24 protein-coding genes and 1 riboswitch are annotated in these 22,418 nt (G+C 54.9%); of the genes, 11 read left to right on the top strand and 13 right to left on the bottom strand.

Going from position 1 to position 22,418, the window contains the following annotated elements; translation table 11 throughout:
* Window positions 1–23: 23 nt before the first annotated feature.
* Window positions 24–1,655: a Na/Pi cotransporter family protein gene (locus tag ABLV78_RS23800; protein WP_015368796.1), complete on the top strand. Its 1,632-nt coding sequence runs from the start codon at window positions 24–26 to the stop codon at window positions 1,653–1,655.
* A 70-nt stretch (window positions 1,656–1,725) separates the two neighbouring features.
* Here ABLV78_RS23800 and pepE read toward each other — a convergent pair whose 3' ends face one another.
* Window positions 1,726–2,415 carry a dipeptidase PepE gene (gene pepE, locus ABLV78_RS23795; protein WP_047045829.1) on the bottom strand — a complete coding sequence of 230 codons (690 nt, stop codon included), beginning with the start codon at window positions 2,413–2,415 and terminating at the stop codon, window positions 1,726–1,728.
* A gap of 145 nt (window positions 2,416–2,560) precedes the next feature.
* Between pepE and ABLV78_RS23790 the strand changes: the two genes are divergently transcribed.
* Window positions 2,561–2,806, top strand: coding sequence for a YmjA family protein (locus tag ABLV78_RS23790; RefSeq protein ID WP_020079884.1), 246 nt, complete (start codon window positions 2,561–2,563; stop codon window positions 2,804–2,806).
* Between the two features lie 61 nt (window positions 2,807–2,867).
* Window positions 2,868–3,743 carry a 23S rRNA pseudouridine(2604) synthase RluF gene (rluF, locus tag ABLV78_RS23785; protein ID WP_045396831.1) on the top strand — a complete coding sequence of 292 codons (876 nt, stop codon included), beginning with the start codon at window positions 2,868–2,870 and terminating at the stop codon, window positions 3,741–3,743.
* On the opposite strand, the gene ABLV78_RS23780 is transcribed toward rluF, so the two are convergent.
* Window positions 3,740–4,012: a YjbD family protein gene (locus ABLV78_RS23780; protein ID WP_045396828.1), complete on the bottom strand. Its 273-nt coding sequence runs from the start codon at window positions 4,010–4,012 to the stop codon at window positions 3,740–3,742. The two genes, rluF and ABLV78_RS23780, sit on opposite strands and share 4 nt — an antisense overlap.
* Window positions 4,013–4,215: 203 nt before the next feature.
* Between ABLV78_RS23780 and ABLV78_RS23775 the strand changes: the two genes are divergently transcribed.
* Window positions 4,216–4,572 carry a type II toxin-antitoxin system RelE/ParE family toxin gene (locus ABLV78_RS23775; protein ID WP_047045832.1) on the top strand — a complete coding sequence of 119 codons (357 nt, stop codon included), beginning with the start codon at window positions 4,216–4,218 and terminating at the stop codon, window positions 4,570–4,572.
* A complete protein-coding gene (locus ABLV78_RS23770; RefSeq protein WP_045396820.1) occupies window positions 4,569–4,907 on the top strand; it encodes a helix-turn-helix domain-containing protein in 339 nt (112 codons plus the stop codon). Before ABLV78_RS23775 ends, ABLV78_RS23770 begins: the two co-directional genes overlap by 4 nt.
* Before the next feature lie 37 nt (window positions 4,908–4,944).
* Here the strand turns inward: ABLV78_RS23770 and panS are convergent, their stop codons facing one another.
* Window positions 4,945–5,874, bottom strand: a complete 930-nt coding sequence (gene panS, locus ABLV78_RS23765; RefSeq protein ID WP_015368789.1) for a ketopantoate/pantoate/pantothenate transporter PanS — start codon at window positions 5,872–5,874, stop codon at window positions 4,945–4,947.
* 97 nt (window positions 5,875–5,971) lie between these two features.
* Complete coding sequence (gene lysC, locus ABLV78_RS23760; protein ID WP_032709596.1) at window positions 5,972–7,321, bottom strand: lysine-sensitive aspartokinase 3; 1,350 nt, start codon at window positions 7,319–7,321, stop codon at window positions 5,972–5,974.
* Between the two features lie 183 nt (window positions 7,322–7,504).
* A riboswitch (Lysine riboswitch) is annotated at window positions 7,505–7,738 on the bottom strand.
* A gap of 340 nt (window positions 7,739–8,078) precedes the next feature.
* Here lysC and pgi point away from each other — a divergent pair.
* Window positions 8,079–9,728: a glucose-6-phosphate isomerase gene (gene pgi, locus ABLV78_RS23755; RefSeq protein WP_020079879.1), complete on the top strand. Its 1,650-nt coding sequence runs from the start codon at window positions 8,079–8,081 to the stop codon at window positions 9,726–9,728.
* 49 nt (window positions 9,729–9,777) lie between these two features.
* Here pgi and ABLV78_RS23750 read toward each other — a convergent pair whose 3' ends face one another.
* From ABLV78_RS23750 to ABLV78_RS23725, 6 genes are all read right to left on the bottom strand, one after another.
* Complete coding sequence (locus ABLV78_RS23750) at window positions 9,778–10,233, bottom strand: acyltransferase (protein WP_047045881.1); 456 nt, start codon at window positions 10,231–10,233, stop codon at window positions 9,778–9,780.
* Window positions 10,234–10,241: 8 nt separating this feature from the next.
* A complete protein-coding gene (locus ABLV78_RS23745) occupies window positions 10,242–10,751 on the bottom strand; it encodes a GNAT family N-acetyltransferase (RefSeq protein ID WP_047045835.1) in 510 nt (169 codons plus the stop codon).
* A 108-nt stretch (window positions 10,752–10,859) separates the two neighbouring features.
* Window positions 10,860–11,240, bottom strand: coding sequence for a RidA family protein (locus tag ABLV78_RS23740; RefSeq protein ID WP_047045837.1), 381 nt, complete (start codon window positions 11,238–11,240; stop codon window positions 10,860–10,862).
* A 20-nt stretch (window positions 11,241–11,260) separates the two neighbouring features.
* Complete coding sequence (locus ABLV78_RS23735; RefSeq protein WP_015368778.1) at window positions 11,261–11,581, bottom strand: branched-chain amino acid transport AzlD family protein; 321 nt, start codon at window positions 11,579–11,581, stop codon at window positions 11,261–11,263.
* A complete protein-coding gene (locus tag ABLV78_RS23730) occupies window positions 11,574–12,314 on the bottom strand; it encodes an AzlC family ABC transporter permease (protein WP_047045840.1) in 741 nt (246 codons plus the stop codon). Before ABLV78_RS23730 ends, ABLV78_RS23735 begins: the two co-directional genes overlap by 8 nt.
* Window positions 12,315–12,397: 83 nt before the next feature.
* Window positions 12,398–13,675 (bottom strand): L-cysteine desulfidase family protein, encoded by a 1,278-nt coding sequence (locus tag ABLV78_RS23725; protein ID WP_047045843.1) that lies wholly within the window; start codon window positions 13,673–13,675, stop codon window positions 12,398–12,400.
* Window positions 13,676–14,039: 364 nt separating this feature from the next.
* Here ABLV78_RS23725 and psiE point away from each other — a divergent pair, with 364 nt between their 5' ends.
* Entirely contained in the window at window positions 14,040–14,450 is a 411-nt protein-coding gene (gene psiE / locus ABLV78_RS23720) for a phosphate-starvation-inducible protein PsiE (protein WP_015368775.1), read from the top strand.
* Between the two features lie 193 nt (window positions 14,451–14,643).
* Here psiE and malG read toward each other — a convergent pair whose 3' ends face one another.
* The 3 genes from malG to malE all read right to left on the bottom strand — a co-directional run bounded on the left by malG (window position 14,644) and on the right by malE (window position 18,413).
* Window positions 14,644–15,534 (bottom strand): maltose ABC transporter permease MalG, encoded by an 891-nt coding sequence (malG, locus tag ABLV78_RS23715; RefSeq protein WP_015368774.1) that lies wholly within the window; start codon window positions 15,532–15,534, stop codon window positions 14,644–14,646.
* A 14-nt stretch (window positions 15,535–15,548) separates the two neighbouring features.
* Window positions 15,549–17,093, bottom strand: a complete 1,545-nt coding sequence (gene malF, locus ABLV78_RS23710) for a maltose ABC transporter permease MalF (protein ID WP_047045845.1) — start codon at window positions 17,091–17,093, stop codon at window positions 15,549–15,551.
* Between the two features lie 129 nt (window positions 17,094–17,222).
* Window positions 17,223–18,413, bottom strand: a complete 1,191-nt coding sequence (gene malE, locus ABLV78_RS23705; RefSeq protein ID WP_047045849.1) for a maltose/maltodextrin ABC transporter substrate-binding protein MalE — start codon at window positions 18,411–18,413, stop codon at window positions 17,223–17,225.
* A gap of 27 nt (window positions 18,414–18,440) precedes the next feature.
* Between malE and ABLV78_RS23700 the strand changes: the two genes are divergently transcribed.
* The 4 genes from ABLV78_RS23700 to malM all read left to right on the top strand — a co-directional run bounded on the left by ABLV78_RS23700 (window position 18,441) and on the right by malM (window position 22,346).
* Window positions 18,441–18,617 carry a hypothetical protein gene (locus ABLV78_RS23700; RefSeq protein ID WP_015368771.1) on the top strand — a complete coding sequence of 59 codons (177 nt, stop codon included), beginning with the start codon at window positions 18,441–18,443 and terminating at the stop codon, window positions 18,615–18,617.
* A 166-nt stretch (window positions 18,618–18,783) separates the two neighbouring features.
* Window positions 18,784–19,893 carry a maltose/maltodextrin ABC transporter ATP-binding protein MalK gene (gene malK, locus ABLV78_RS23695; protein ID WP_015368770.1) on the top strand — a complete coding sequence of 370 codons (1,110 nt, stop codon included), beginning with the start codon at window positions 18,784–18,786 and terminating at the stop codon, window positions 19,891–19,893.
* Window positions 19,894–19,992: 99 nt separating this feature from the next.
* Window positions 19,993–21,291, top strand: coding sequence for a maltoporin (locus ABLV78_RS23690; RefSeq protein ID WP_015704036.1), 1,299 nt, complete (start codon window positions 19,993–19,995; stop codon window positions 21,289–21,291).
* Between the two features lie 107 nt (window positions 21,292–21,398).
* Window positions 21,399–22,346 carry a maltose operon protein MalM gene (gene malM / locus ABLV78_RS23685; RefSeq protein ID WP_045396796.1) on the top strand — a complete coding sequence of 316 codons (948 nt, stop codon included), beginning with the start codon at window positions 21,399–21,401 and terminating at the stop codon, window positions 22,344–22,346.
* The last annotated feature ends 72 nt before the right edge of the window (window positions 22,347–22,418 follow it).

Raw genomic sequence — 22,418 nt, 5'->3', positions numbered from 1 at the left:
AACGATAAGGAGAAGCTGATTCTGTGTTAACGCTGTTACACCTACTTTCCGCCGTAGCCCTACTGGTGTGGGGTACCCATATTGTGCGCACCGGCGTGATGCGAGTCTTTGGCGCGCGCCTGCGTACCGTGCTCAGCAGCAGCGTGGAGAAAAAACCGCTCGCCTTCTGCGCGGGGATTGGCGTCACCGCGCTGGTGCAGAGCAGCAATGCCACCACCATGCTGGTGACGTCGTTTGTAGCCCAGGATCTGGTCGCGCTGGCGCCAGCGCTGGTTATGGTGCTGGGTGCGGATGTGGGGACGGCGCTGATGGCGAGGGTACTGACCTTCGACCTCTCCTGGCTATCGCCGCTGCTGATATTTATCGGCGTTATTTTCTTCCTCGGCCGTAAACAGACCCGCGCGGGTCAGCTTGGGCGGGTCGGTATCGGCCTTGGACTTATCCTGCTGGCGCTGGAGCTCATCGTCCAGGCGGTGCATCCGATTACCCAGGCCAACGGTGTACAGGTGATTTTCGCCTCGCTGACCGGCGATATCATGCTGGATGCGCTGATTGGCGCCGTGTTCGCCATTATCAGTTACTCCAGCCTGGCGGCCGTGCTGCTGACCGCAACGTTAACCGGCACCGGGGTGATCTCTTTCCCGGTGGCGCTATGCCTGGTCATCGGCGCTAACCTCGGCTCCGGGCTGCTGGCGATGCTCAACAACAGCGGCGCCAATGCGGCGGCGCGGCGCGTGGCGCTCGGCAGCCTGCTGTTCAAGCTGGTGGGGAGCTTGATAATTTTGCCATTTGTGCACGTACTGGCGGATGTCATGCACAAATTGCCGCTGGAAGAGTCGGAGCTGGTTATCTACTTCCACGTCTTCTACAACCTGATCCGCTGCGTGGCGATGGTGCCGTTCGCCGGGCCGATGGCGAACCTGTGTAAGCGCCTGATCCGCGATGAGCCGGAGCTGGATAACCATCTCAAGCCGAAGCATCTGGATCCCTCGGCGCTGGATACGCCGGCGCTGGCGTTGGCCAATGCCGCCCGTGAGACCTTGCGTATCGGCGACGCCATGGAGCAGATGCTGGAAAGCCTGCGCAAGGTGATGCACGGCGAGCCGCGCGAAGAGAAAGAGCTGCGGCGGATGGCGGACGATATCAACGTGCTGTATACGGCGATTAAGCTTTATCTGGCGCGGATGCCGAAGGACGAGTTGGCGGAAGAGGAGTCTCGCCGCTGGGCGGAAATTATCGAGATGTCGCTCAACCTGGAACAGGCGTCTGACATCGTCGAGCGAATGGGCAGCGAGATCGCCGATAAATCACTGGCGGCGCGGCGCGCATTTTCCGTCGAGGGGCTAAAAGAGCTGGATGCGTTATACGAGCTGCTGCTCAGTAACCTGCAGCTGGCAATGTCGGTCTTCTTTTCCGGCGACGTGCCGAGCGCCCGTCGGTTGCGCCGCAGTAAGCACCGTTTTCGTATTCTTAACCGCCGTTACTCGCATGCGCATGTTGACCGCCTGCATCAGCAAAACGTGCAGAGTATCGAAACCAGTACGTTGCATCTGGCGCTGTTGGGCGATATGAAGCGTCTGAACTCGTTGTTCTGTGCTGTTGCCTATAGCGTGATGGAGCAGCCGGATGAAGACGACGAGCGGGATGATTATTAGCAGGATTTACGCTGGGTAGCCCGGATAAGGCGCAACGCGCCGCTATCCGGGTAATGTTCGTCAAACTAGTCTAGAAACGGTGGCCCGCGGCCAGGGTTACCGCTTCTTCTCCCGCTTTGAACAACAGCGTCGGGTTCGGGCCGCCGAGCGTGGCGTGTCCGTCGCTGACCTGAATCCAGTTCCCCTCCGGCAGGCCAATCACCGTTAATTCCGGCGCCACGACCAGCAATTCGCGAATACGGTGCTCACGGGTCTCACCCTGATGCCCGGTCGGCAGCGCGTTAGTGAAGTGCGGGTTAATCTGCAGCGGGAACAGCCCTAACGCGTCAAACCCCTGAGGATCGACAATCGGCATATCGTTGGTGGTACGAATGGTCGGGCAGGCGAGGTTAGAACCCGCGCTCCAGCCGATATACAACGCCCCGCGTTTGACGACATCGACAATCGGCGCCAGCAGCCCGCGGCTGCGACACTCTTTCAGAAGCTGGAAGGTGTTCCCGCCGCCGACGATGACCATCTCGGTACTTTCAATGGCGGCGATAGGGTCGGCGACGCTGTGAATACCGGTCACGCTGACGCCCATCGGCGCCATGACTGCGGCGGCTTTGGCGGTGTAATCATCCCAGCTTTGCGTCACCCCGGCGAAGGGAATAAATACCGCCGAGCGGCGGCCTTTGACCTGGCCGGCAATCAGCGGCAGCGCATGTTCCATCCAGGCTTTGCCCGGTAGCGTTGAGTTACTCAGTAACAGCAGTTCCATCTTTTCATCCTGTGTAAGCATGTCATTTGACGCAGATTCTATCATTGGCCCGGCCTTGAGGCGCTGATATGGCTCACGGTGCAGGCAAGCTGAATGTTATTATCGGGGCCGAAAGCGCAGATGCTAACCACCCCGGAGACGACCTATGAACAATGAAATACCGCTGAAATATTATGACATCGTGGATGAGTACTCGACGGAGTGCGCGGAAGCGGTAAAAGAGTCCGAGCGCGATTGTCTGGCGCATTACTTCCAACTGCTGATTACGCGCTTAATGAATAATGAGGAGATCAGCGAGGAAGCGCAGCAGGAGATGGCCCGTGAAGCAGGCATTGCCGAACAGCGTATCGACGATATCGCCAATTTCCTCAATCAATGGGGTAATGAATAACGTCATCCCTGTTTTTTATCGCCAGTAAGGTGAGGTATATTTCGCTGTCAAAGGAGAAACTATGCTGACCGACTCATCTACTCGATTAAATAAATACATCAGCGAAAGCGGGATTTGCTCGCGTCGCGAAGCGGACCGCTTTATTGAACAAGGCAACGTCTTTATCAACGGTAAGCGCGCCGCCATTGGCGATCAGGTGAAGCCGGGCGATGTGGTGAAAGTCAACGGTCAGCTGATTGAGCCGCGAGAAGCCGATGATTTGGTGTTGATTGCGCTGAATAAGCCGGTGGGTATCGTCAGCACTACCGAAGATGGCGAGCGCGATAATATCGTCGACTTCGTGAACCACAGTAAACGCGTGTTCCCGATTGGCCGTCTCGATAAAGACTCTCAGGGGTTAATTTTCCTGACCAACCATGGCGATCTGGTGAACAAAATCCTGCGCGCCGGCAACGATCATGAAAAAGAGTATCTGGTCACCGTCGATAAGCCGGTTACCGATGAGTTTATTCGTGGAATGGGCGCGGGAGTGCCGATTCTCGGTACCGTGACCAAGAAATGTAAGGTCAAGAAAGAAGCGCCTTTCGTGTTCCGCATCACGCTGGTTCAGGGATTAAACCGCCAGATCCGTCGCATGTGCGAGCATTTCGGCTATGAAGTCATGAAGCTGGAGCGGACGCGCATTATGAACGTTAGCCTGACGGGCATTCCGCTGGGCGAGTGGCGCGATTTAACCGATGATGAGCTGATCGATCTTTTCAAGCTGATTGAAAACTCCTCTTCCGAAGCGAAGCCAAAAGCTAAACCGAAGGCCAAAGCGGCGACCGCCGGCATCAAGCGCCCGGTGGTGAAGATGGAAAAAACCAACGAGAAAGGCCGCCCGGCCTCGAACGGTAAACGTTTCGCTCAGCCGGGACGTAAAAAGAAAGGCCGCTAACGCCTGCCGCGGGTCGGCGTATTCGCCGACCACGAAAATGTCGCTTCTTTGTCTACTTTGTAAGCCTGCTGCTTTTTCACCTGGCGGGCTTTCTTCGCTTCCGCTTCGCGCAGCGCCATCAGCTTATCGATATATTCCTTTTTCACGCTGTTCGTTTCCGCATTGCTCAGCGGGCGGCCGTGCGCGATACGCGCGCGGTCCAGCAGCGTCTTCAATTCGCGCTGTTCGCGCTCGGTCATCTCTTTTTGTGTAATGCGGGGGAGTGCCATGGTGGTGCCCTCAATCAGACCAGAGAGTCCAGTGTACGGCAATCGGCGCAAAATAGAACTAATCCGGAAAATGCCTCGCAGAATATTTGCTGAGTGGGTGACCGATGACGTTGTCTGGATTAGCGTAGCAGCATGGTTTATGTGGTCATCCGCAAACTTATTTTTGCGCGATTTGTGTATAAAATTTTATACAAGGATGTGGTATGTTGAATCAGGGGCAAAGTTTACGAAGTATTGTCTGGATGGGGTCTTCCTTTGATGATTTGCGCCAATTTCCTGAGGAGGTCCGCCGGGATGCCGGTTTCCAGCTTTACCGTTTACAGGCGGGGTTAGAAGCTGCTGATTGGAAAGCGATGCCTCAGTTGGGGAGAGGCGTGGAGGAAATACGGTTACGCCATTATTCCGGCGCTTATCGGGTGATTTACCTGGCTCGTTTTGAGGCAGAGGTTTATGTCCTGCACTGTTTTAACAAAAAAACTCGACGTACCGCCGAACATGAAAAACAAATTGTCAGAAGCCGTTTGCAGCTTATACCGCAGGAACACAGGAGTCGTAAATGAATCGTAAGACAGTGGATGGCATCCGTCACGTGACGACAGCAGAGACGAATATTTTCAGTGAACTCGGCTTTGATGACTGTGAAGCGGAGCGGTTAAGGACGCAAGCGGAACAAGAAGTCGAACAACTGATGCTCCTGAAGCGGCAACTCATGCAGGAAATTGCTGAGTGGATAGATGAAAATCAATTGAAGCAAGCGGATGCCGCAGCGAAGTTGAATATTTCACGCCCGCGTATTTCAGATGTGGTAAACCAGAAAACTAGTAAGTTTACCCTTGATGCATTGGTCATGATGTTAATGAAGTTAGGCAAGCCGGTGAGTTTACTGGTGGGATAAACCAAACGTCCGGGCATATGGCCCGGACGTATACCGATTAGCGCTGGTTGCCTTTTTTGGTCGTCGGCTTACCGGACCAGTAACCTGCCAGCAGCGAGCCGGAAAGGTTATGCCATACCGAGAACAGCGCGCCGGGCAGGGCGGCCAGCGGGCCGAAGTAGATTTTCCCGAGGGCCGCGGCGAGGCCGGAGTTCTGCATGCCCACTTCGATCGCCAGGGTGCGGCAGGTGGATTCATCAAAACCGAACAGGCGCCCGCCCCAGTAGCCGCCGAGCAGGCCAATAGCGTTATGCAGGATCACCGCCACGATAACCACCAGCCCCACCGAAGCGATATGCGATGCGGAACCGGCGACCACGGCGCTGATAATCGCCAGGATGCACAGCATGGAGAAGGCGGGAAGGAAGGGTTCCACCGCCTTTACCACTTTTGGCAACAGGTGATGAACAATCAGACCGAGGCCGATTGGGATCACCACGATTTGCAGGATGCTCAGCAGCATGCCCATCACATCGACCTGAATGTGCGCATCAACGTACAGGCGCGTCAGCAGCGGCGTGGCGACCACGCCAACCAGTGTCGAAACGGAAGAGATGGTTACCGACAGTGCGACATCGCCTTTCGCCAGATAGATCATGACGTTGGAAGCGGTTCCGCTGGCAACGCTGCCGACCAGCACCATTCCGGCGGAGAGCTCTGGCGGCATGTGGAATAGCAGCGCCAGTACCCAGGCGGCGAGCGGCATCACCAGGTAATGCAGAAAAATTCCCGCTGCGACCGGCGCAGGTCGTGACAGCACGCGCTTGAAATCGTCCAGCTTCAAATGGACGCCCATGCCAAACATAATCAGCATCAGCAGCGTGGTGACCCACGGGCCGATAGGGGTAAAAGTGGTTGGCGTGTAATAAGCCAATACGGAGAGCAGCAGCGCCCATAACGGGAACAGCCGCGTAAGCGTGGCGAGCATAGTGTATTCCTTGCGACAGTGTTTGTTGTGTTGATGTTGTTATAAAAAAGCCGGGTTCGAGCCCGGCTATAGGTATTTTTTATCGCGCAAAAGAATATTATTCAAACAAATTATGATGCAGCTTCTGCACCACTTTCTCCGCGTCGTCGCCAGGCACCAGGAAGCACAGGTTGTGGCTGGAGGCGCCGTAACAGATCATGCGGATATTGAACGGTTCCAGTACGCCGAATACCTCTTTACCGACGCCGCAGGCTTTCGATAATTCATTGCCGATCAGGGCGACCAGCGCCAGGTTTTCTTCCACTTCGACGCGGCACAGCGAAGAGAGCTCGGTCAGCAGCGCCTGGGTCAGCAGGGTATCGCCAGCGGAGGTTGAACCGGTGGTGTCCATGGTCAGCGCAATACTCACTTCCGAAGTGGTGATCAGATCGACGGAAATATTATGCCGCGCCAGAATACCGAACACTTCGGCCAGGAAGCCGCGGGAGTGCAGCATATGCAGGCTGTGCAGTGTCAGCAGCGTTTGACGACGACGCAGCGCCAGCGCGCGGAACAGCGGTGGATTTTCGGTTTTATGACAGACCATCGTGCCGCCGGCTTTAGGTTCTTTGCTGGAGCCGACGAATACCGGGATATCGCTGCGTACGGCGGGCAGCAGGGTGGCCGGATGCAATACCTTGGCCCCGAACGTGGCCATCTCCGCGGCTTCAGCGAAAGCGATCACATCGATGCGCTTCGCCGCTGGCGCAACACGCGGATCGGTTGTGTAGATGCCAGGGACATCGGTCCAGATATCCACACGACTGGCGTTTAAGGCCTCGCCGAGTAGCGCTGCGGTGTAATCGCTGCCGCCGCGGCCAAGGGTGGTGGTACGGCCTTTGGCTTCGCTGCCGATAAAGCCCTGGGTAATAACCAGGCCTTCTTCCAGGCGCGGCGCCAGTTGTTGTTGCGTCAGTTCCGCCAGCGCGGCGATATCCGGTTCGGCGCGGCCGAAACGATCGTTGGTACGCATCACTTTGCGTACGTCGAACCACTGCGCCGCGATACCGCGTTCGCGCAGGATCTCAACGAACAGTAAGGTGGACATCAGCTCGCCGTGGCTCACCAGTTCATCGGTCAAGGCTTCCGAGCTGGCCAGCGAGGCGGCTTCCGCCAGGGTAGTAATGTTTTCCAGCAGACGCTCGATCTCTTCGCGAATAACGTTGGGATAACGTAAACGCTCCAGAATATTGAACTGGATTTGGCGCATTTCATCGAGCTTAGCGAAGCGTTCGGTGGGTTCCAGCCCTGCCGCTAAAGCAACTAAGATATTGGTAACGCCAGCCGATGCGGATAACACCACTACGCGGGTATTCGCATCCAGCAGCGCGACGTCGACGCTACGGTTCATCGCGTCGAAATCGGCCACGCTGGTGCCGCCGAACTTAGCAACAACTAAATCTGTCATAACAACCTCGTGTCAGGGGGCCTGACTTATTAAAACGATTCCTGAGCAACCGCTCCTGGTTCGGGCTGGAAATAACCGGAGCGCTACAAAATGTCTTAATAAGCCAGGCCAAATTAACTCAGCCATGGCACAAGGGAAGAGCGAAAAGTAGGGTGGGCGCAGAGCGATAAACAAACTACGATGTCACCCAGAAGTGCTCCACCTTGTAGACCCGTTCGCCGATGACGCGCATCGGTTCGCGAGTATGAAACGCCCGACTGCGAACGCTTCTGGTGACAACCCAGGGGATTCAGCCCCTGTGGCCGGCGACAGACTTAACCAGATGCCTGTGCGCCTCGGCGTTGCTCCCCCTCACGTATTTTCCCCGGACTGGTTCCTCCAATACGGTTACCTGGGCAACGCACCTCTTCTGGCAATTACTGACGTCTTTCACTATGCCTGGGGAGAGACTGGTCATTATACCCCCCAACGATACTCTTCGCTGTAGCGTGAAATGCGCGAGCAATACATACCTACGGTTCCGTAGGCAGTTCAGCTATATAAAGGCTTCCGGACGGGTATGTCAACGACAGGGTTATGCGGATTTTTCATGCATCGGCGGATAACAGAAAAATGCCTAATGATCGCTATAATATGGGGGCTCTTTACCCTATTTCTGACCCCCGTCAACGGCATAACACAAAAATCATCACAATTTTCCGCCGCTGAGGCTACAATCGACCGAAGTCACATTTTTCAAATCAGAAGAGTATTGCTAATGAAAAATATCAACCCAACGCAGACCGCTGCATGGCAGGCATTACAGAAACACTTCGATGAAATGAAAGACGTCACTATCAGCGAGCTTTTCGCCAAAGATAGCGATCGTTTCTCTAAATTCTCCGCCACTTTTGACGATCTGATGCTGGTGGATTTCTCCAAGAACCGCATCACTGAAGAGACGCTGTCTAAGCTGCAGGATCTGGCGAAAGAGACCGATCTGGCCGGTGCTATCAAGTCGATGTTCTCCGGCGAAAAAATTAACCGTACCGAGGACCGCGCGGTACTGCACGTTGCGCTGCGTAACCGCAGCAATACGCCGATTGTGGTTGATGGCAAAGATGTGATGCCGGAAGTCAACGCGGTGCTGGAGAAGATGAAAGCCTTCTCTGAAGCAATTATCTCCGGTAGCTGGAAAGGCTACACCGGCAAACCGATCACCGACGTGGTGAACATCGGTATCGGCGGTTCAGACCTCGGCCCGTTCATGGTGACCGAAGCGCTGCGCCCGTATAAAAACCATCTCAACATGCACTTCGTTTCCAACGTAGACGGCACCCATATCGCCGAAGTGTTGAAAGCGGTGAATCCGGAAACCACGCTGTTCCTGGTGGCTTCCAAAACCTTCACTACTCAGGAAACCATGACCAACGCCCACAGCGCGCGTGACTGGTTCCTGGCGACCGCGGGCGATGAGAAACACGTAGCGAAACACTTCGCGGCGCTCTCCACCAACGGTAAAGCGGTTGGCGAGTTCGGTATCGATACGGCTAACATGTTTGAATTCTGGGACTGGGTTGGCGGTCGTTACTCCCTGTGGTCCGCCATCGGCCTGTCTATCATTCTGTCCGTTGGCTTCGATAACTTCGTCCAGCTGCTGTCCGGCGCCCACGCCATGGACAAACACTTCTCCACCACCCCGGCTGAGAAAAACCTGCCGGTACTGCTGGCGCTGATCGGTATCTGGTACAACAATTTCTTCGGCGCCGAAACCGAAGCGATTCTGCCGTACGATCAGTACATGCACCGCTTTGCCGCTTACTTCCAGCAGGGCAACATGGAATCCAACGGTAAGTACGTTGACCGTAACGGCAACGTCGTGGATTACCAGACTGGCCCAATCATCTGGGGCGAGCCGGGGACTAACGGTCAGCACGCGTTCTATCAGCTGATCCACCAGGGCACCAAAATGGTACCGTGCGATTTCATCGCCCCGGCTATCACCCATAACCCGCTGTCTGACCACCATCAGAAACTGCTGTCTAACTTCTTCGCCCAGACCGAAGCGCTGGCCTTTGGTAAATCCCGCGAAGTGGTTGAGCAGGAATATCGCGACCAGGGTAAAGACCCGGCTCAGCTTGAGCACGTGGTGCCGTTCAAAGTGTTCGAAGGCAACCGTCCGACCAACTCCATCCTGCTGCGTGAGATCACCCCGTTCAGCCTGGGCGCATTGATTGCGCTGTATGAGCACAAAATCTTCACCCAGGGCGCGATCCTCAATATCTTCACCTTCGATCAGTGGGGCGTTGAGCTGGGTAAACAGCTGGCTAACCGTATCCTGCCGGAACTGAAAGATGGCGCAGACGTTAGCAGCCACGACAGCTCTACCAACGGCCTGATTAACCGTTATAAAGCCTGGCGCGCGTAAGTGTTGCGCAATTAAGCCTGAATGCCGACCCTCGGGTCGGCATTTTTATTTATAGCCGCCGCAGCAGCCTCGCGGGATTGCCCGCCCAAACGCCTTTCTCGGTGATGGATTTTGTCACCACGCTCCCGGCGCCGATGACCACGCCATCGCAGATACTCACCGCCAGAATGGTGGCGCCGCTGCCGATAGACACGTCATTGCCGATTTCAATGCGCCCCCAACTGTCGCGGTCGGCATTCGGTTTACCATCGCGGAACATGTCGTTGGCGAACATCACGCCGTGGCCGATAAAACAACGTTGGCCGATGGTTACGTACTCGCAGATAAAACTGTGGGACTGGATTTTGCTGTCCGCGCCGATGCGCGTGTGTCCCTGAATCTCGACGAACGGCCCGACGAAGACGTTATCGCCGAGCTGGCAACCATAGAGGTTGGCGGGCTGGTATATGACCACGTTTTCGCCGCAGATGACGTTGCGAACGCCGGTATCGCGAAGCTCAGGCATAATTTCTCTCATATCGGTTTGGCCAGAATATGTAAGGTGCTTTGTTGGCTGGCGGAATGGAAAATGGTGTCTTTTACATGCTGCATTCCCTGGCGTTCGTAAAAACGACGCGCGCCAGGATTATCGGCAAGGACCTCAAGCCACAGCCACACTTCACCATTTTCTTGTGCCAGAGCCTCTATGGCGCTAAACAACCGCTCGCCGTAGCGGTGTCCGGTTTCGTCAGGCATGAGATAGAGCTTATGCAGCAATGTGCCGATACGTCCGTCGCCATCAATTCTCTGCTGGCAGCTGTATTTAGCAAAGCCAACGGGGTGCGCGGATTCGGCGATGAGCCAATGCTGTTCCGCCGCGGCAAGACTTTGACGCAGCGATTCCACGGAATACTCCTGCTGGAGAAATAATGCCAGCTCATCGGCGTTGCGCCAAAGGTGGGCGAAGTGGTGGCGATAGCTGGCATAGCCCATATTACTGAGCTGCGGCGCATCTTCTGGTACAGCCTTACGGATAGTTAACATGCTGCGTTCCTCATTCAGATCTCATCGTATAGTGCCTGTAAAATGAGCAAGGAGGAACGGCGAAAAACGGTGGGGAAGGAGGCTGGAGGTTTCCCCCCAGCCGGGTGATTAACGAGCGAAGGCGATGGCTTCGATTTCGATGCCGGCGTCTTTCGGCAGTCTGGCGACCTCTACGCAGGAACGCGCCGGAAAAGCGGCCTGATGTTCGGTAAAGAAGGCCTCATAGGCGGCGTTGATGGCGGCAAAATCCTGCAGGTCTTTGACAAACACCGTGGTTTTAACGATCTGCCCGACCGTGAGTCCGGCAGCTTCAACGATGGCTTTCACATTTTCCAGCGATTGCCGCGCCTGTTCGGCGATATCGCCTGGCATGGTGCCGTCCAGCGGATTAATCGGCAGCTGACCGGAGGTGATGGTCATCGCGCCGAGATTGACGCCCTGCACGTACGGGCCGATAGCGGCAGGCGCGTCAGCGGTGGTAATAATCATATGGTTTATCCTTCAAACGGTTACATAAAATAATTTAACAACACCAGCGAGCCGACGCCGCTCACTACCACCCATACCAGGCCTAAACGGAAGCTGGCGAGCGTGCAGATAATGGCGGCGATCACCTTCGGATTCTTTAAGTCAAACTCCATACTGGAATTCACGCTCAGGATCTGAATGGTGATAATGGCCGGCAGGACGGTGACCGGGACAAAGCGCAGCGTTTTGGTCACCCGCTCGGACATCTGGATTTTTCCGGCCAGGCCGATAAACGAAAATCGGATCAGAAAGGTCACGGCGGCCATCCCCAAAGTCAGGGCGATAAAGTAGCTATTATTCATGTTCCAGCGCCTCCACGAGCGGCATTCCGGATTTGGCAATTGCTGCCTGTTTACGTTCTTCAGCCAGGTCGACGCACAGTCCGGCGAGCACGCCAAGCACTGACGCGACGACAATGCCCAGCGAGTAGGGCAGGATGACCAACAGCACGCCGGAGACGGCGGCCACCACGGCGGCGACGGTGCAGGCCTGGCTTTTTATTTGCGGCACCACGATAGCGATAAAAGCGGCGACCATGGCGAAATCCAGACCGTACTTTTCAATGTTCGGGAAGGAAGCGCCGACCAGCGCGCCGAGGAAATCCGCCAGTACCCAAATTGCCCAGAAGGTGATCATCGCCGAACCATAAAACAGATACTTATCCTGCTTATTGCCTTCCATCTCTTTGACGGTGGTGGCGTACACTTCGTCGGTCAGCGCGTAGGACATAAAGCATTTTTTAAAGAATGATGCTTCACGGACGGTACCGGAAATAGAGGCGCTGTACAGTACATGACGTAGATTAATTATTAATGTGGTGAATATAATAACCCCGAGCGTGGCGCCGGTTTTAAGCATATTTAATGCCAGCATTTGCGCCGAACCGGCAATAACAATCGCCGACCACGCCGTGCTCTGCCAGACGCTCATGCCCGCGCTAACGCTTAATGCGCCGACAATAAATGAAAATGGAAAGTCGCCGATGCACAGCGGCATAATAGCGCTGGCGCCGCGTAAGATGACTTTTTTATTCATCTGCTATACCTGCTAATTTATAAATAATAGTGTGGGTAGGGTAGGTTAATCGGGGCCTGAATGTTCAGGCCCGTTAAATATTGTTATTTAGCGACCATGATACTGATAATTTCTTTATCTGTGAGGGTCATTGGTTTAATCACCAGGCGGCACAGATTATTAATAGTCTGCTCGACATCAGCGCAGACAATACCGTCATTGGCGCCAGCGCAGCTATTTTGCATTGCCATCAGTACCGCCTTAAAGGCGCTGGATACCACAGATGAGACTTTCATCGCACAGCTATTAGAGGCGCCATCACAAATCATGCCGGTAATATCGCTGACCATATTAATAATCGCGGTATTAATGGTGTTGATGTCGCGAGTAAATAGCCAGGCCATCCCGGCGGCGGCGCCCATGGCGGCGGTTGAGGCCGCGCATAGCGCAGATAAGCGCGTATAACGAGAATGAATTGAGATGGCGGTGAGATGAGATAGAGACAAAGCGCGCGCCAGGGTCTCTTCATCGGCGCCGAGATGCTCAGCAACCACCACTACCGGCATGGTTGCCGTAATGCCCTGATTGCCTGAGCCGAAGTTAGACATTGCGACCACCGGCGCGCCGCCCATGCGGGCATCTGAAGCGGCGACGGTGTTGATGATCACCTTGCTTAACAGATCGTTGCTCATCAGGCCGTTTTTCACTGCGTCAGAAAAGGTACCGTTAATGTTCAGGCCATATTTTTTGGTTTTGCCTTCTGCCGCCAGCGCGGAGTTTAAGCGCGCGGCTTCGAGAATAAAGCGAATATCATTAAAGTCGACGCTATTAATAAAGCCGTAAGCCTGTTGTAGCGAAAAATTGGACAGCGTTTCGTGCCGGGCGCTTGCATTCTGTTTTTCGCTTAGTGGCTGCGGCTGGTCATTAATATAAAGTTCGACCACGTTAGTGTGGGTTCCTTTTACTACGACACGACAGGTGTTTTCGCCATCAGAGAGAGTTAGATCCAGATGAATAAAGTCCGGGGTCTCTTTGACGGTAATATCAACGGCATGATTGGCGATCAGCTTCTGTGCCATTTCGACGTGTAGCGGGGTGATATCTTCCAGCGTTTTTAATCCCTTTTGCGGATCGCCGCCAAATGCGCCAATTGCGGCGGCCAGCGCTACACCGCAAACGGTGGTGCCGGGAATAGTAACACCCATCGCGTTTTTATAGAGATTGGCGGAAATAAAACCGCTAATTCTGGTGCAAGGCTGATCCAGATATTGTGCGGCGTAGGCGGCAGCGAAGGAAATAGCGACGGGTTCAGTACAACCTAACGCTGGGGCAACTTCTTGTTTGAGCCATTTGATATACAGGGATGCGTTATCGGTTTTCATAATGATTTAATGTCCAAAATTAAATTTTATTCAACTGCGATAATGCTAAGACAATGGATAAGAAAAATCTTACCCTAATAACCATGTAAATAATGCGGATTTTAGAAAATTTTTATCTTGTGAGAATTTTTAAGATATAACTGTTTCAAATGGTAAATGTTTTAATTTTCAATAAGTTGGTTGGTTTTGTTTTAAGCGTAACGGATGATTTGGTTAACTTGCTCACAGCATTGCAGGAAGTAAAATTTTCTCTTAGTTGCATTTACCGCGTTGAAGGACCGATGCTGCTCGCAAAGCGAAGTAGATCTGGATCACACTTTTGCGCTATACAGATCAATAACGTTCATGCATTTGAGGTGTCACTATGCCGTCGGTATATCGTCCGCTGGTTAATTTTGTTGCGAAGGCCATGCAGGCCGTATTGAACCTGGCGCTATTGTGCCTGGGAATTATTCTGGTGGTGTTCCTGGGAAAGGAGACCCTGCATCTGGCGCACGTGCTGTTTACGCCGGAGCCGGTGAGTAAGTACAAGCTGGTCGAAGGGCTGGTGGTCTATTTTCTCTACTTCGAATTTATCGCGTTGATTGTGAAATACTTTGAGTCCGGTTTTCACTTCCCGCTGCGTTATTTCGTCTATATCGGTATTACGGCGATTGTGCGGCTTATTATCGTCGACCATGAGTCGCCGATGGCGGTGCTGATTTACTCTGCGGCGATCCTTATCCTGGTGATTACCCTGTGGTTGTGTAATTCCAACCGCCTGAAACGGGAATAAAAAAAGCGGCCTCCAGGGCCGCTTGACCGACAATCACAAATGAAATTTATGTAGGGTCCAGTAGAGGATTGCAGTGGCATTTGCCCTACTTTTTCAGGGAGAGGTGGGCTGCCGTACCCGGTTGGGGTCGGGTACCACATCCCACCCTCGCTGAAATTTGGGGCGGTAAAACAAGGGTCTAACATGATGAAACTTAACCTTTCACCCCGCCCGCCGTCAGGCCGTTAACCAACCAACGCTGAGCCAGCAGGAAGACGACGGTAATCGGAATCGCCGACAGTACCGCCGCCGCGGCGAAGTCGCCCCACAGGTAGTTCTGCGGATTGAGATACTGCTGCATCCCCACCGCCAGGGTATAGCTGTTCACATCGCGCAGCAGCAACGAGGCCACCGGCACTTCGGTAATCGCGGCGATGAACGACAGAATAAACACGACCGCCAGAATCGGCACCGACAGCGGCAGCAGCACCAGGCGGAAGGCCTGCCACGGAGTGGCGCCATCCAGTGCGGCCGCTTCTTCCAGTGAACCATCGATAGTTTCGAAGTAGCCCTTAATCGTCCAGACGTGCAGCGCGATACCGCCCATATAGGCGAAGATCACCCCGCCGTGAGTGTTGAGGCCGACGAAAGGCAGATACTGACCGAGGCGGTCGAACAACGCATACAGCGCCACCAACGACAGTACCGCCGGGAACATCTGGAAAATCAGCATCCCTTTGAGCAGCGTCGCTTTGCCCGGGAAGCGCATACGGGCGAAAGCATAAGCGCAGGTGGTGGAGAGGGCGACGATGCCGATCGCGGTAATCCCGGCGACCTTAATTGAGTTCCACAGCCACAGCAGCACCGGGAACGGCGGCGGCGTTACCCGGCCATCGGCGTGTTCGACGCTGAAGCCTAATGCCAGACGCCAGTGCTCCCAGGAGATGGTATCCGGGATCAGGCTGCCGGTCGCGAAATTGCCTTCGCGCAGTGAGATAGCGATAACCATCAGCAGCGGGAACATAATCGCGGCGATAAAAATCAGTAACAGAAGATGCGTAGTGAAGAGACGCAGTTTTTGAGATTTAGGTTGGACCATAGCCATTATCGTTATCTCCCTTAATCAAACTTCATGCGCGTGGCTTTTAGATTCACAATCGCTAACGCCCCAACCAGCAGGAAGATAAGCGTGGCGATAGCCGCCGCCAGGCCGAAGTCCTGACCGCCGCCGCCTTCAAAGGCGATGCGATAGGTGTAGCTCACCAGCAGGTCGGTATAACCGGCCGGGGTGGTGGTGCCGAGACGGTCCGGGCCACCGTTGGTCAACAGTTGAATCAGTACGAAGTTGTTAAAGTTAAAGGCGAAGCTGGCAATCATCAGCGGCGTGAGCGGCTTGATCAGCAGCGGTAGCGTAATTTTAAAGAAGTTCTGGAACGGACCCGCGCCATCCATCGCCGACGCCTCGTACAGATCGTCCGGAATCGCCTTCAGCAGCCCCATGCACAGGATCATCATGTACGGGTAGCCCAGCCAGGTGTTGACGATGATAATCATCGTGCGCGCGGTGGTTGGATCGCTAAACCAGGCCGGTTTAATGCCGAACAGCGCGCTCAGCATCATGTTGATTTCACCAAAGCTCTGGTTAAACAGCCCTTTGAAAATCAGGATTGAGATAAATGACGGCACCGCATACGGCAGAATCAACAGCACGCGGTAAATCGCTTTGCCCTTCAACGCTTCCCACTGCACCAGACAGGCCAGCACCATTCCCACGGCGACGGTCAAAATCACCGTCAGCACCGAGAACACCACGGTCCAGACGAAAATGGCGAAGAACGGTTTCTGGATCCCTTCGTCCTGGAAAACGCGGGTGAAGTTATCCCAGCCGATGGTGACGGTATAACCCGGGCTCAGCTTTTCATTGCCCCAGCTGCCGTCAGCATTGATGGATTGATAAAAGCCGATGTTGTCGTTGGGGCGATATTTCACGCCGCTTTGGTTGTTAGTGAGCGTCCCGTCGTTGGCCAGCGCGTACAGCGGCTGGGTACCGGAGAACTGGCGCAGCGAACTCATAATCACTTTGCTTTCATCCGGCAGCACGGCGGTCAGTTGGTTCAGCGCGGCGCGGTTCTGGGTGATTACGCGTAAATTCGCGCGTTCGCCTTGCGGCAGGACATCGGCTTCTTTTAACGTCAGCTTCTGCTCGCCGCCGAATTTAAAGGCTTCGGAGAGATAATTTTTACCGCTTTCACCGTCCGTCAGCGCCAGCTGCCACTCGTCACCCGCCGGGTAGAGTGAGAAGTTATAGGCTTTGCCGGCCTCGAAAGAACGGTCCATCAGCACCTGCTGGGCACGTTCGAAGGTGAGCTGGTTGGTGCTGCTGTAGTTGGTGAAGGCGATGGCAATAGTACAGATCAGCGGGAACAGAACAAACAGCCCCATCCCGGCGAGACCCGGATAAACATAGCGCCAGGCATAGGCCTTGCGATTGGAAAAGATATACAGGCCAACCGAGCTTAAAATCAGCGTCATGATGGCGAACAGGTACTCCCCCTGGGCGTACATTAAAACAACAAGGTAACCCACCAGCAGGCACAGCAAACCAATCACAGACCATGTGAGTTGCGGGCTTTGCCACCAGTGTTTCTTTTTAACGGCATCCATGGGGATCATCCTCTACAACGTTAAATATCTGTCGACAAAAGTGCCTGATGGCGCTGCACTTATCCGGCCTACAAGGCGTGTAGGCCGGATAAGGCATTTATGCCGCCATCCGGCACGTGTGCGACGGTATTACTTGGTGATACGGCCCTGTGCATCCTTCAGCGCGGCATCGACGGTTTGACGGCCGCTTGCGGCGTTAATAACCGCGGTACGGACGGCATACCAGAATGCGGACATCTGCGGAATGTTCGGCATGATTTCGCCTTTCTGGGCGTTAGCCATGGTGGCGGCGATACGCGGGTCTTTCTCCAGCTTCTCCTGGAAGGATTTCAGCGCCACGGCGCCCAGCGGTTTATCGTTGTTCACCGCTTCCAGGCCCTGATCGGTCATCAGGTAGTTTTCGAGGAACTCTTTCGCCAGTTCTTTATTCGGGCTGGCGGCGTTAATCCCGGCGCTCAGGACGCCAACGAACGGTTTAGACGGTTTGCCTTTGAAGGTTGGCAGCAGAGTGACGCCGTAGTTAACCTTACCTTTGTCGATGTTCGACCACGCCCACGGACCGTTGATGGTCATCGCGGTTTCGCCTTTGTTGAACGCCGCTTCCGCGATGGAGTAGTCGGTATCGGCGTTCATGTGTTTATTTTTGATAAGGTCGACCAGGAAGGTCAGGCCCGCTTTTGCTCCGGCGCTATCGACGCCGACGTTTTTCACGTCGTATTTGCCGTTTTCAAACTTAAACGCGTATCCGCCATCGGCGGCAATCAGCGGCCAGGTGAAGTACGGTTCTTGCAGGTTGAACATCAGCGCGCTCTTACCCTTCGCCTTCAGCTCTTTATCCAGCGCCGGAATCTCTTCCCAGGTTTTCGGCGGGTTCGGGACCAGGTCTTTGTTATAAATCAGCGACAGGGCTTCAACCGCTACCGGGTATGCGATCAGCTTGCCGTTGTAGCGTACGGCGTCCCAGGTGAAGGGATAGAGTTTGTCCTGGAAGGCCTTATCCGGGGTGATTTCCGCCAGCAGGCCGGACTGCGCGTAGCCGCCAAAACGGTCATGCGCCCAGAAAATGATATCCGGGCCGTCGCCGGTGGCAGCAACCTGCGGGAACTTCTCTTCCAGCTTATCCGGATGTTCTACGGAAACTTTAATGCCGGTATCTTTTTCGAACTTTTTACCCACTTCAGCGAGGCCGTTATAGCCTTTATCGCCGTTAATCCAGATAACCAGCTTACCTTCTTCAATTTTTGCGAGGGCAGAGGCGGAAAACATCATCGTCGTCAATGCAGACAGCGCGAGGATGCGAGCGCCAGTTTTGATTTTCATATACCCGTCCTATTTGGTGATGTGCTCGTGGATACACTTGAGTGGTTTAACGCTGATGAGTTTCCTTTTTTAACAACCTCTTTCCATCCTCCCTATGTCTACGCCCCGCCCGCCGTTTATGTGATCCGCATTGCAGAAATGCCGGTAATGGGCCCTGGAGCACATAAAAAAGCCACCGTTTTTGTCGCTTCGATCACGAAATGACGTTGTGCCGGGAACTTCCGGCGGCGAGAGGCGGTTTCTCATCCTCCCGTCTCCTCCCCCATCAAAAACCCGGGGGGTGGAGGATTTGCCAACGTAATGAATGCCGCATAGTCAGCCCATCTTGAATGTGTCTTTAAGTGACAGGTTGTAACGAAGGGAGAAGGGCATGGCGAGCGTACAGCTACGAAATGTAACGAAAGCCTGGGGCGACGTGGTGGTATCTAAAGATATCAATCTCGAGATCCAGGATGGGGAGTTCGTCGTGTTTGTAGGACCGTCGGGCTGCGGCAAATCCACCCTGCTGCGTATGATCGCCGGACTGGAAACGGTCACCAGCGGCGATCTGTTTATTGGCGATACCCGAATGAACGACGTGCCGCCCGCCGAGCGCGGCATCGGCATGGTATTCCAGTCATATGCGCTCTATCCCCACCTTTCCGTTGCCGAAAATATGTCTTTTGGCCTGAAGCTGGCCGGGGCGAAAAAAGAGGTGATTAACCAGCGCGTAACTCAAGTCGCTGAGGTCTTACAGCTGGCGCACCTGCTGGAGCGTAAGCCGAAAGCGCTCTCCGGCGGCCAGCGTCAGCGCGTGGCCATCGGCCGTACCCTGGTCGCCGAGCCGCGGGTTTTCCTGCTTGATGAACCCCTGTCCAACCTCGATGCCGCGCTGCGCGTGCAGATGCGTATCGAAATCTCCCGTCTGCATAAGCGCCTCGGTCGCACGATGATTTACGTCACCCACGATCAGGTGGAAGCCATGACCCTGGCCGACAAAATCGTGGTGCTGGACGCCGGCCGCGTCGCGCAGGTCGGAAAACCGCTGGAACTTTATCACTATCCGGCAGACCGCTTTGTCGCGGGCTTTATCGGTTCGCCGAAGATGAACTTCCTACCGGTCAAAGTCACCGCGACCGCCATCGAACAGGTACAAGTCGAACTACCGAACCGCCAGCAGGTCTGGCTGCCGGTAGACAGCGCTCACGTTCAGGTCGGCGCCAATATGTCTTTGGGCATCCGCCCGGAACACCTGCTGCCGAGCGACATCGCCGATGTCACCCTTGAGGGCGAAGTGCAGGTGGTCGAACAGCTTGGTCACGAAACGCAAATTCATATCCAGATCCCCGCCATCCGTCAGAACCTGGTGTACCGCCAGAATGACGTGGTGTTGGTAGAAGAGGGAGCCACATTCGCCATCGGTTTGCCGCCGGAGCGCTGCCATTTATTCCGTGAGGATGGCACCGCTTGTCGTCGGTTGCATAAAGAGCCGGGCGTATAAGGTTCCCCATTAAAAGAAGACGCGAACCCAGCGCGCAGCCAACCATGCGGCGGCCGACGGGGAAGTGTTCAAAGAAAAGCAATGATCTCAGGAGATAGAATGATGATTACTCTGCGCAAACTTCCACTGGCGGTAGCCGTTGCGGCGGGCGTGATGTCTGCCCAGGCGCTGGCTGTCGATTTCCATGGTTACGCTCGTTCCGGTATTGGCTGGACCGGCAGCGGCGGCGAACAGCAGTGCTTCCAGGCCACCGGCGCTCAAAGTAAATACCGTCTCGGTAACGAATGTGAAACTTACGCTGAACTGAAACTGGGCCAGGAAGTGTGGAAAGAGGGCGATAAGAGCTTCTACTTCGATACCAACGTTGCCTACTCGGTATCGCAGCAGAACGACTGGGAATCTACCAGCCCGGCCTTCCGTGAAGTTAACGTGCAGGGTAAAAACCTGATCGACTGGCTGCCGGGTTCAACCCTGTGGGCTGGTAAGCGCTTCTATCAGCGTCATGACGTTCACATGATCGACTTCTACTACTGGGATATTTCCGGTCCTGGCGCCGGTATCGAAAACATCGATCTGGGCTTCGGTAAACTCTCTCTGGCCGCCACTCGTTCTTCTGAATCCGGCGGCTCGGCAACCTATGCTGACCGCGATCCGCTGACTGGCGAACGCGTTTATGATCATCTGGTACCGAACGACGTCTTCGACGTGCGTTTAGCGCAGATGGAAACCAACCCGGGCGGTACGCTGGAGCTGGGCGTGGACTATGGTCACACCAACGTGCCGGATGACTACTACCTGCAGCCGGATGCATCGAAAGATGGCTGGATGTTCACCGCTGAACATACCCAGAGCATCCTGAAAGGCTACAACAAATTTGTTCTGCAGTACGCGACCGATGCCATGACCTCCAACGGTAAAGGCGTACCGCAGGGCGGCAGCATTAATAACGATGGTTCCATGTGGCGTGTGCTTGACCACGGCGCGGTCTCTCTGGCGGACGATTGGGACATGATGTACGTCGCCATGTACCAGGACGTCAACCTGGACAACAACAACGGTACCAAATGGTGGACCGTCGGCGTACGTCCTATGTACAAATGGACGCCGATCATGAGCACCCTGCTGGAAGTCGGCTACGACAACGTCAAATCGCAGAAAACCGGCGACAGCAACAACCAGTACAAAATCACCCTGGCGCAACAGTGGCAGGCGGGCGACAGCATCTGGTCCCGTCCGGCAATTCGTCTGTTCGCCACCTACGCGAAGTGGGATGAGAAGTGGGGTTACACCGATAGCGGCGTCGCCATGCGCGATACCTCTGGTACCGGTATCAACACTTCCAGCCGCGGCGACGACGATGAGTGGACCTTCGGCGCCCAGATGGAAATCTGGTGGTAATGCTATCCGCATCATGATGAGTAAAAGAGGGGCATCAGCCCCTCTATTTTCGGCCCAGCGCGCTATTGCCTGGCTAACGCTCGGCCATAGGAATTGAGGTGATAACAATGAATATGAAGAAAAGTCTCGTTGCCCTCTGCCTGTCCGCCGGCCTGCTGGCCAGCGTACCCGCAGTCAGTTTTGCTGATGTCAATTTCGTGCCGCAGAATACCTCTGCCGCGCCGTCCATCCCGGCCTCCTCGCTGCAGCAGTTGACCTGGACGCCGGTCGATCAATCGAAAACCCAAACCTCTAAAGTGGCGATCGCCGGTCAAACGTTGAATGTTCCCGGTATCGCCGGGCCGGTGGTGGCCTATAGCGTACCGGCCAATATCGGCGAGTTAACCCTGACGCTGACCAGCGAAGTCGACAAACAGACCAGCGTCTATGCGCCAAACGTGCTGATCCTCGATCAGAGCATGACGCCGTCCGCCTTCTTCCCGAGCAGCTATTTCACTTATCTGGAGCCGGGCGTGATGAGCGCCGACCGCCTGGAAGGGGTAATGCGCCTGACGCCGGCGCTGGGACAGCAGAAAATTTATGTGCTGGTGTTTACCACTCCGCAGGATCTGCAGCAGACCACCAAATTAATCGACCCGGCGAAAGCCTACGCGAAAGGCACCGGTAACGCGGTGCCGGACATTCCGGATCCGATCGCTAAACATACCACTGACGGCACCTTGAGCCTGAAGGTGAAAACGTCTTCGAGTTCCAGCGTGCTGGTGGGGCCGCTGTTTGGGTCTTCCGGCCCGGGCCCGGTGACCGTCGGCAATACCGCGGCGCCGGTCTATAACGCCCCGGCCGCTGCGCCTGTTGTCGCGCCGGTCGCTGCCGCCCCAGCGGCGAAAAGCGAACCGATGCTTGACGATACCGAAACCTACTTCAACAACGGTATCAAGAAAGCGGTTAAACAAGGCGATATCGATAAAGCCCTTAAATTGATGAACGAAGCTGAACGTCTCGGCTCGAAATCTGCTCGTTCCACCTTTATCAGCAGTGTAAAAGGCAAGGGGTGACCGTCTCCCCACAATGCTGATGTTTAGGCACAGCCTTTAGGTGCGTCCGCCTGGACGCACTTTTTTTTCTCG

This window comes from Klebsiella sp. CN_Kp075 (assembly GCF_040065055.2).
GTDB lineage: Bacteria > Pseudomonadota > Gammaproteobacteria > Enterobacterales > Enterobacteriaceae > Klebsiella > Klebsiella aerogenes.
The sequence above is the reverse complement of the archived record's forward strand: the minus strand, read 5'-3'. Positions and strand labels throughout refer to the sequence as shown.

What these genes read in the sequence shown, in the direction of transcription:
- ABLV78_RS23730 (WP_047045840.1), bottom strand. Translation starts at nt 12,314, where the DNA reads ATGAATAAAAAAGTCATCTTACGCGGCGCCAGCGCTATTATGCCGCTG.
- ABLV78_RS23745 (WP_047045835.1), bottom strand. Translation starts at nt 10,751, where the DNA reads ATGTTAACTATCCGTAAGGCTGTACCAGAAGATGCGCCGCAGCTCAGT.
- pgi (WP_020079879.1), top strand. Translation starts at nt 8,079, where the DNA reads ATGAAAAATATCAACCCAACGCAGACCGCTGCATGGCAGGCATTACAG.
- lysC (WP_032709596.1), bottom strand. Translation starts at nt 7,321, where the DNA reads ATGACAGATTTAGTTGTTGCTAAGTTCGGCGGCACCAGCGTGGCCGAT.
- ABLV78_RS23735 (WP_015368778.1), bottom strand. Translation starts at nt 11,581, where the DNA reads ATGAATAATAGCTACTTTATCGCCCTGACTTTGGGGATGGCCGCCGTG.
- malK (WP_015368770.1), top strand. Translation starts at nt 18,784, where the DNA reads ATGGCGAGCGTACAGCTACGAAATGTAACGAAAGCCTGGGGCGACGTG.
- ABLV78_RS23790 (WP_020079884.1), top strand. Translation starts at nt 2,561, where the DNA reads ATGAACAATGAAATACCGCTGAAATATTATGACATCGTGGATGAGTAC.
- ABLV78_RS23725 (WP_047045843.1), bottom strand. Translation starts at nt 13,675, where the DNA reads ATGAAAACCGATAACGCATCCCTGTATATCAAATGGCTCAAACAAGAA.
- rluF (WP_045396831.1), top strand. Translation starts at nt 2,868, where the DNA reads ATGCTGACCGACTCATCTACTCGATTAAATAAATACATCAGCGAAAGC.
- ABLV78_RS23690 (WP_015704036.1), top strand. Translation starts at nt 19,993, where the DNA reads ATGATGATTACTCTGCGCAAACTTCCACTGGCGGTAGCCGTTGCGGCG.
- panS (WP_015368789.1), bottom strand. Translation starts at nt 5,874, where the DNA reads ATGCTCGCCACGCTTACGCGGCTGTTCCCGTTATGGGCGCTGCTGCTC.
- ABLV78_RS23775 (WP_047045832.1), top strand. Translation starts at nt 4,216, where the DNA reads ATGTTGAATCAGGGGCAAAGTTTACGAAGTATTGTCTGGATGGGGTCT.
- malM (WP_045396796.1), top strand. Translation starts at nt 21,399, where the DNA reads ATGAATATGAAGAAAAGTCTCGTTGCCCTCTGCCTGTCCGCCGGCCTG.
- ABLV78_RS23750 (WP_047045881.1), bottom strand. Translation starts at nt 10,233, where the DNA reads ATGCCTGAGCTTCGCGATACCGGCGTTCGCAACGTCATCTGCGGCGAA.
- pepE (WP_047045829.1), bottom strand. Translation starts at nt 2,415, where the DNA reads ATGGAACTGCTGTTACTGAGTAACTCAACGCTACCGGGCAAAGCCTGG.
- malE (WP_047045849.1), bottom strand. Translation starts at nt 18,413, where the DNA reads ATGAAAATCAAAACTGGCGCTCGCATCCTCGCGCTGTCTGCATTGACG.
- ABLV78_RS23770 (WP_045396820.1), top strand. Translation starts at nt 4,569, where the DNA reads ATGAATCGTAAGACAGTGGATGGCATCCGTCACGTGACGACAGCAGAG.
- psiE (WP_015368775.1), top strand. Translation starts at nt 14,040, where the DNA reads ATGCCGTCGGTATATCGTCCGCTGGTTAATTTTGTTGCGAAGGCCATG.
- ABLV78_RS23780 (WP_045396828.1), bottom strand. Translation starts at nt 4,012, where the DNA reads ATGGCACTCCCCCGCATTACACAAAAAGAGATGACCGAGCGCGAACAG.
- malG (WP_015368774.1), bottom strand. Translation starts at nt 15,534, where the DNA reads ATGGCTATGGTCCAACCTAAATCTCAAAAACTGCGTCTCTTCACTACG.
- ABLV78_RS23740 (WP_047045837.1), bottom strand. Translation starts at nt 11,240, where the DNA reads ATGATTATTACCACCGCTGACGCGCCTGCCGCTATCGGCCCGTACGTG.
- malF (WP_047045845.1), bottom strand. Translation starts at nt 17,093, where the DNA reads ATGGATGCCGTTAAAAAGAAACACTGGTGGCAAAGCCCGCAACTCACA.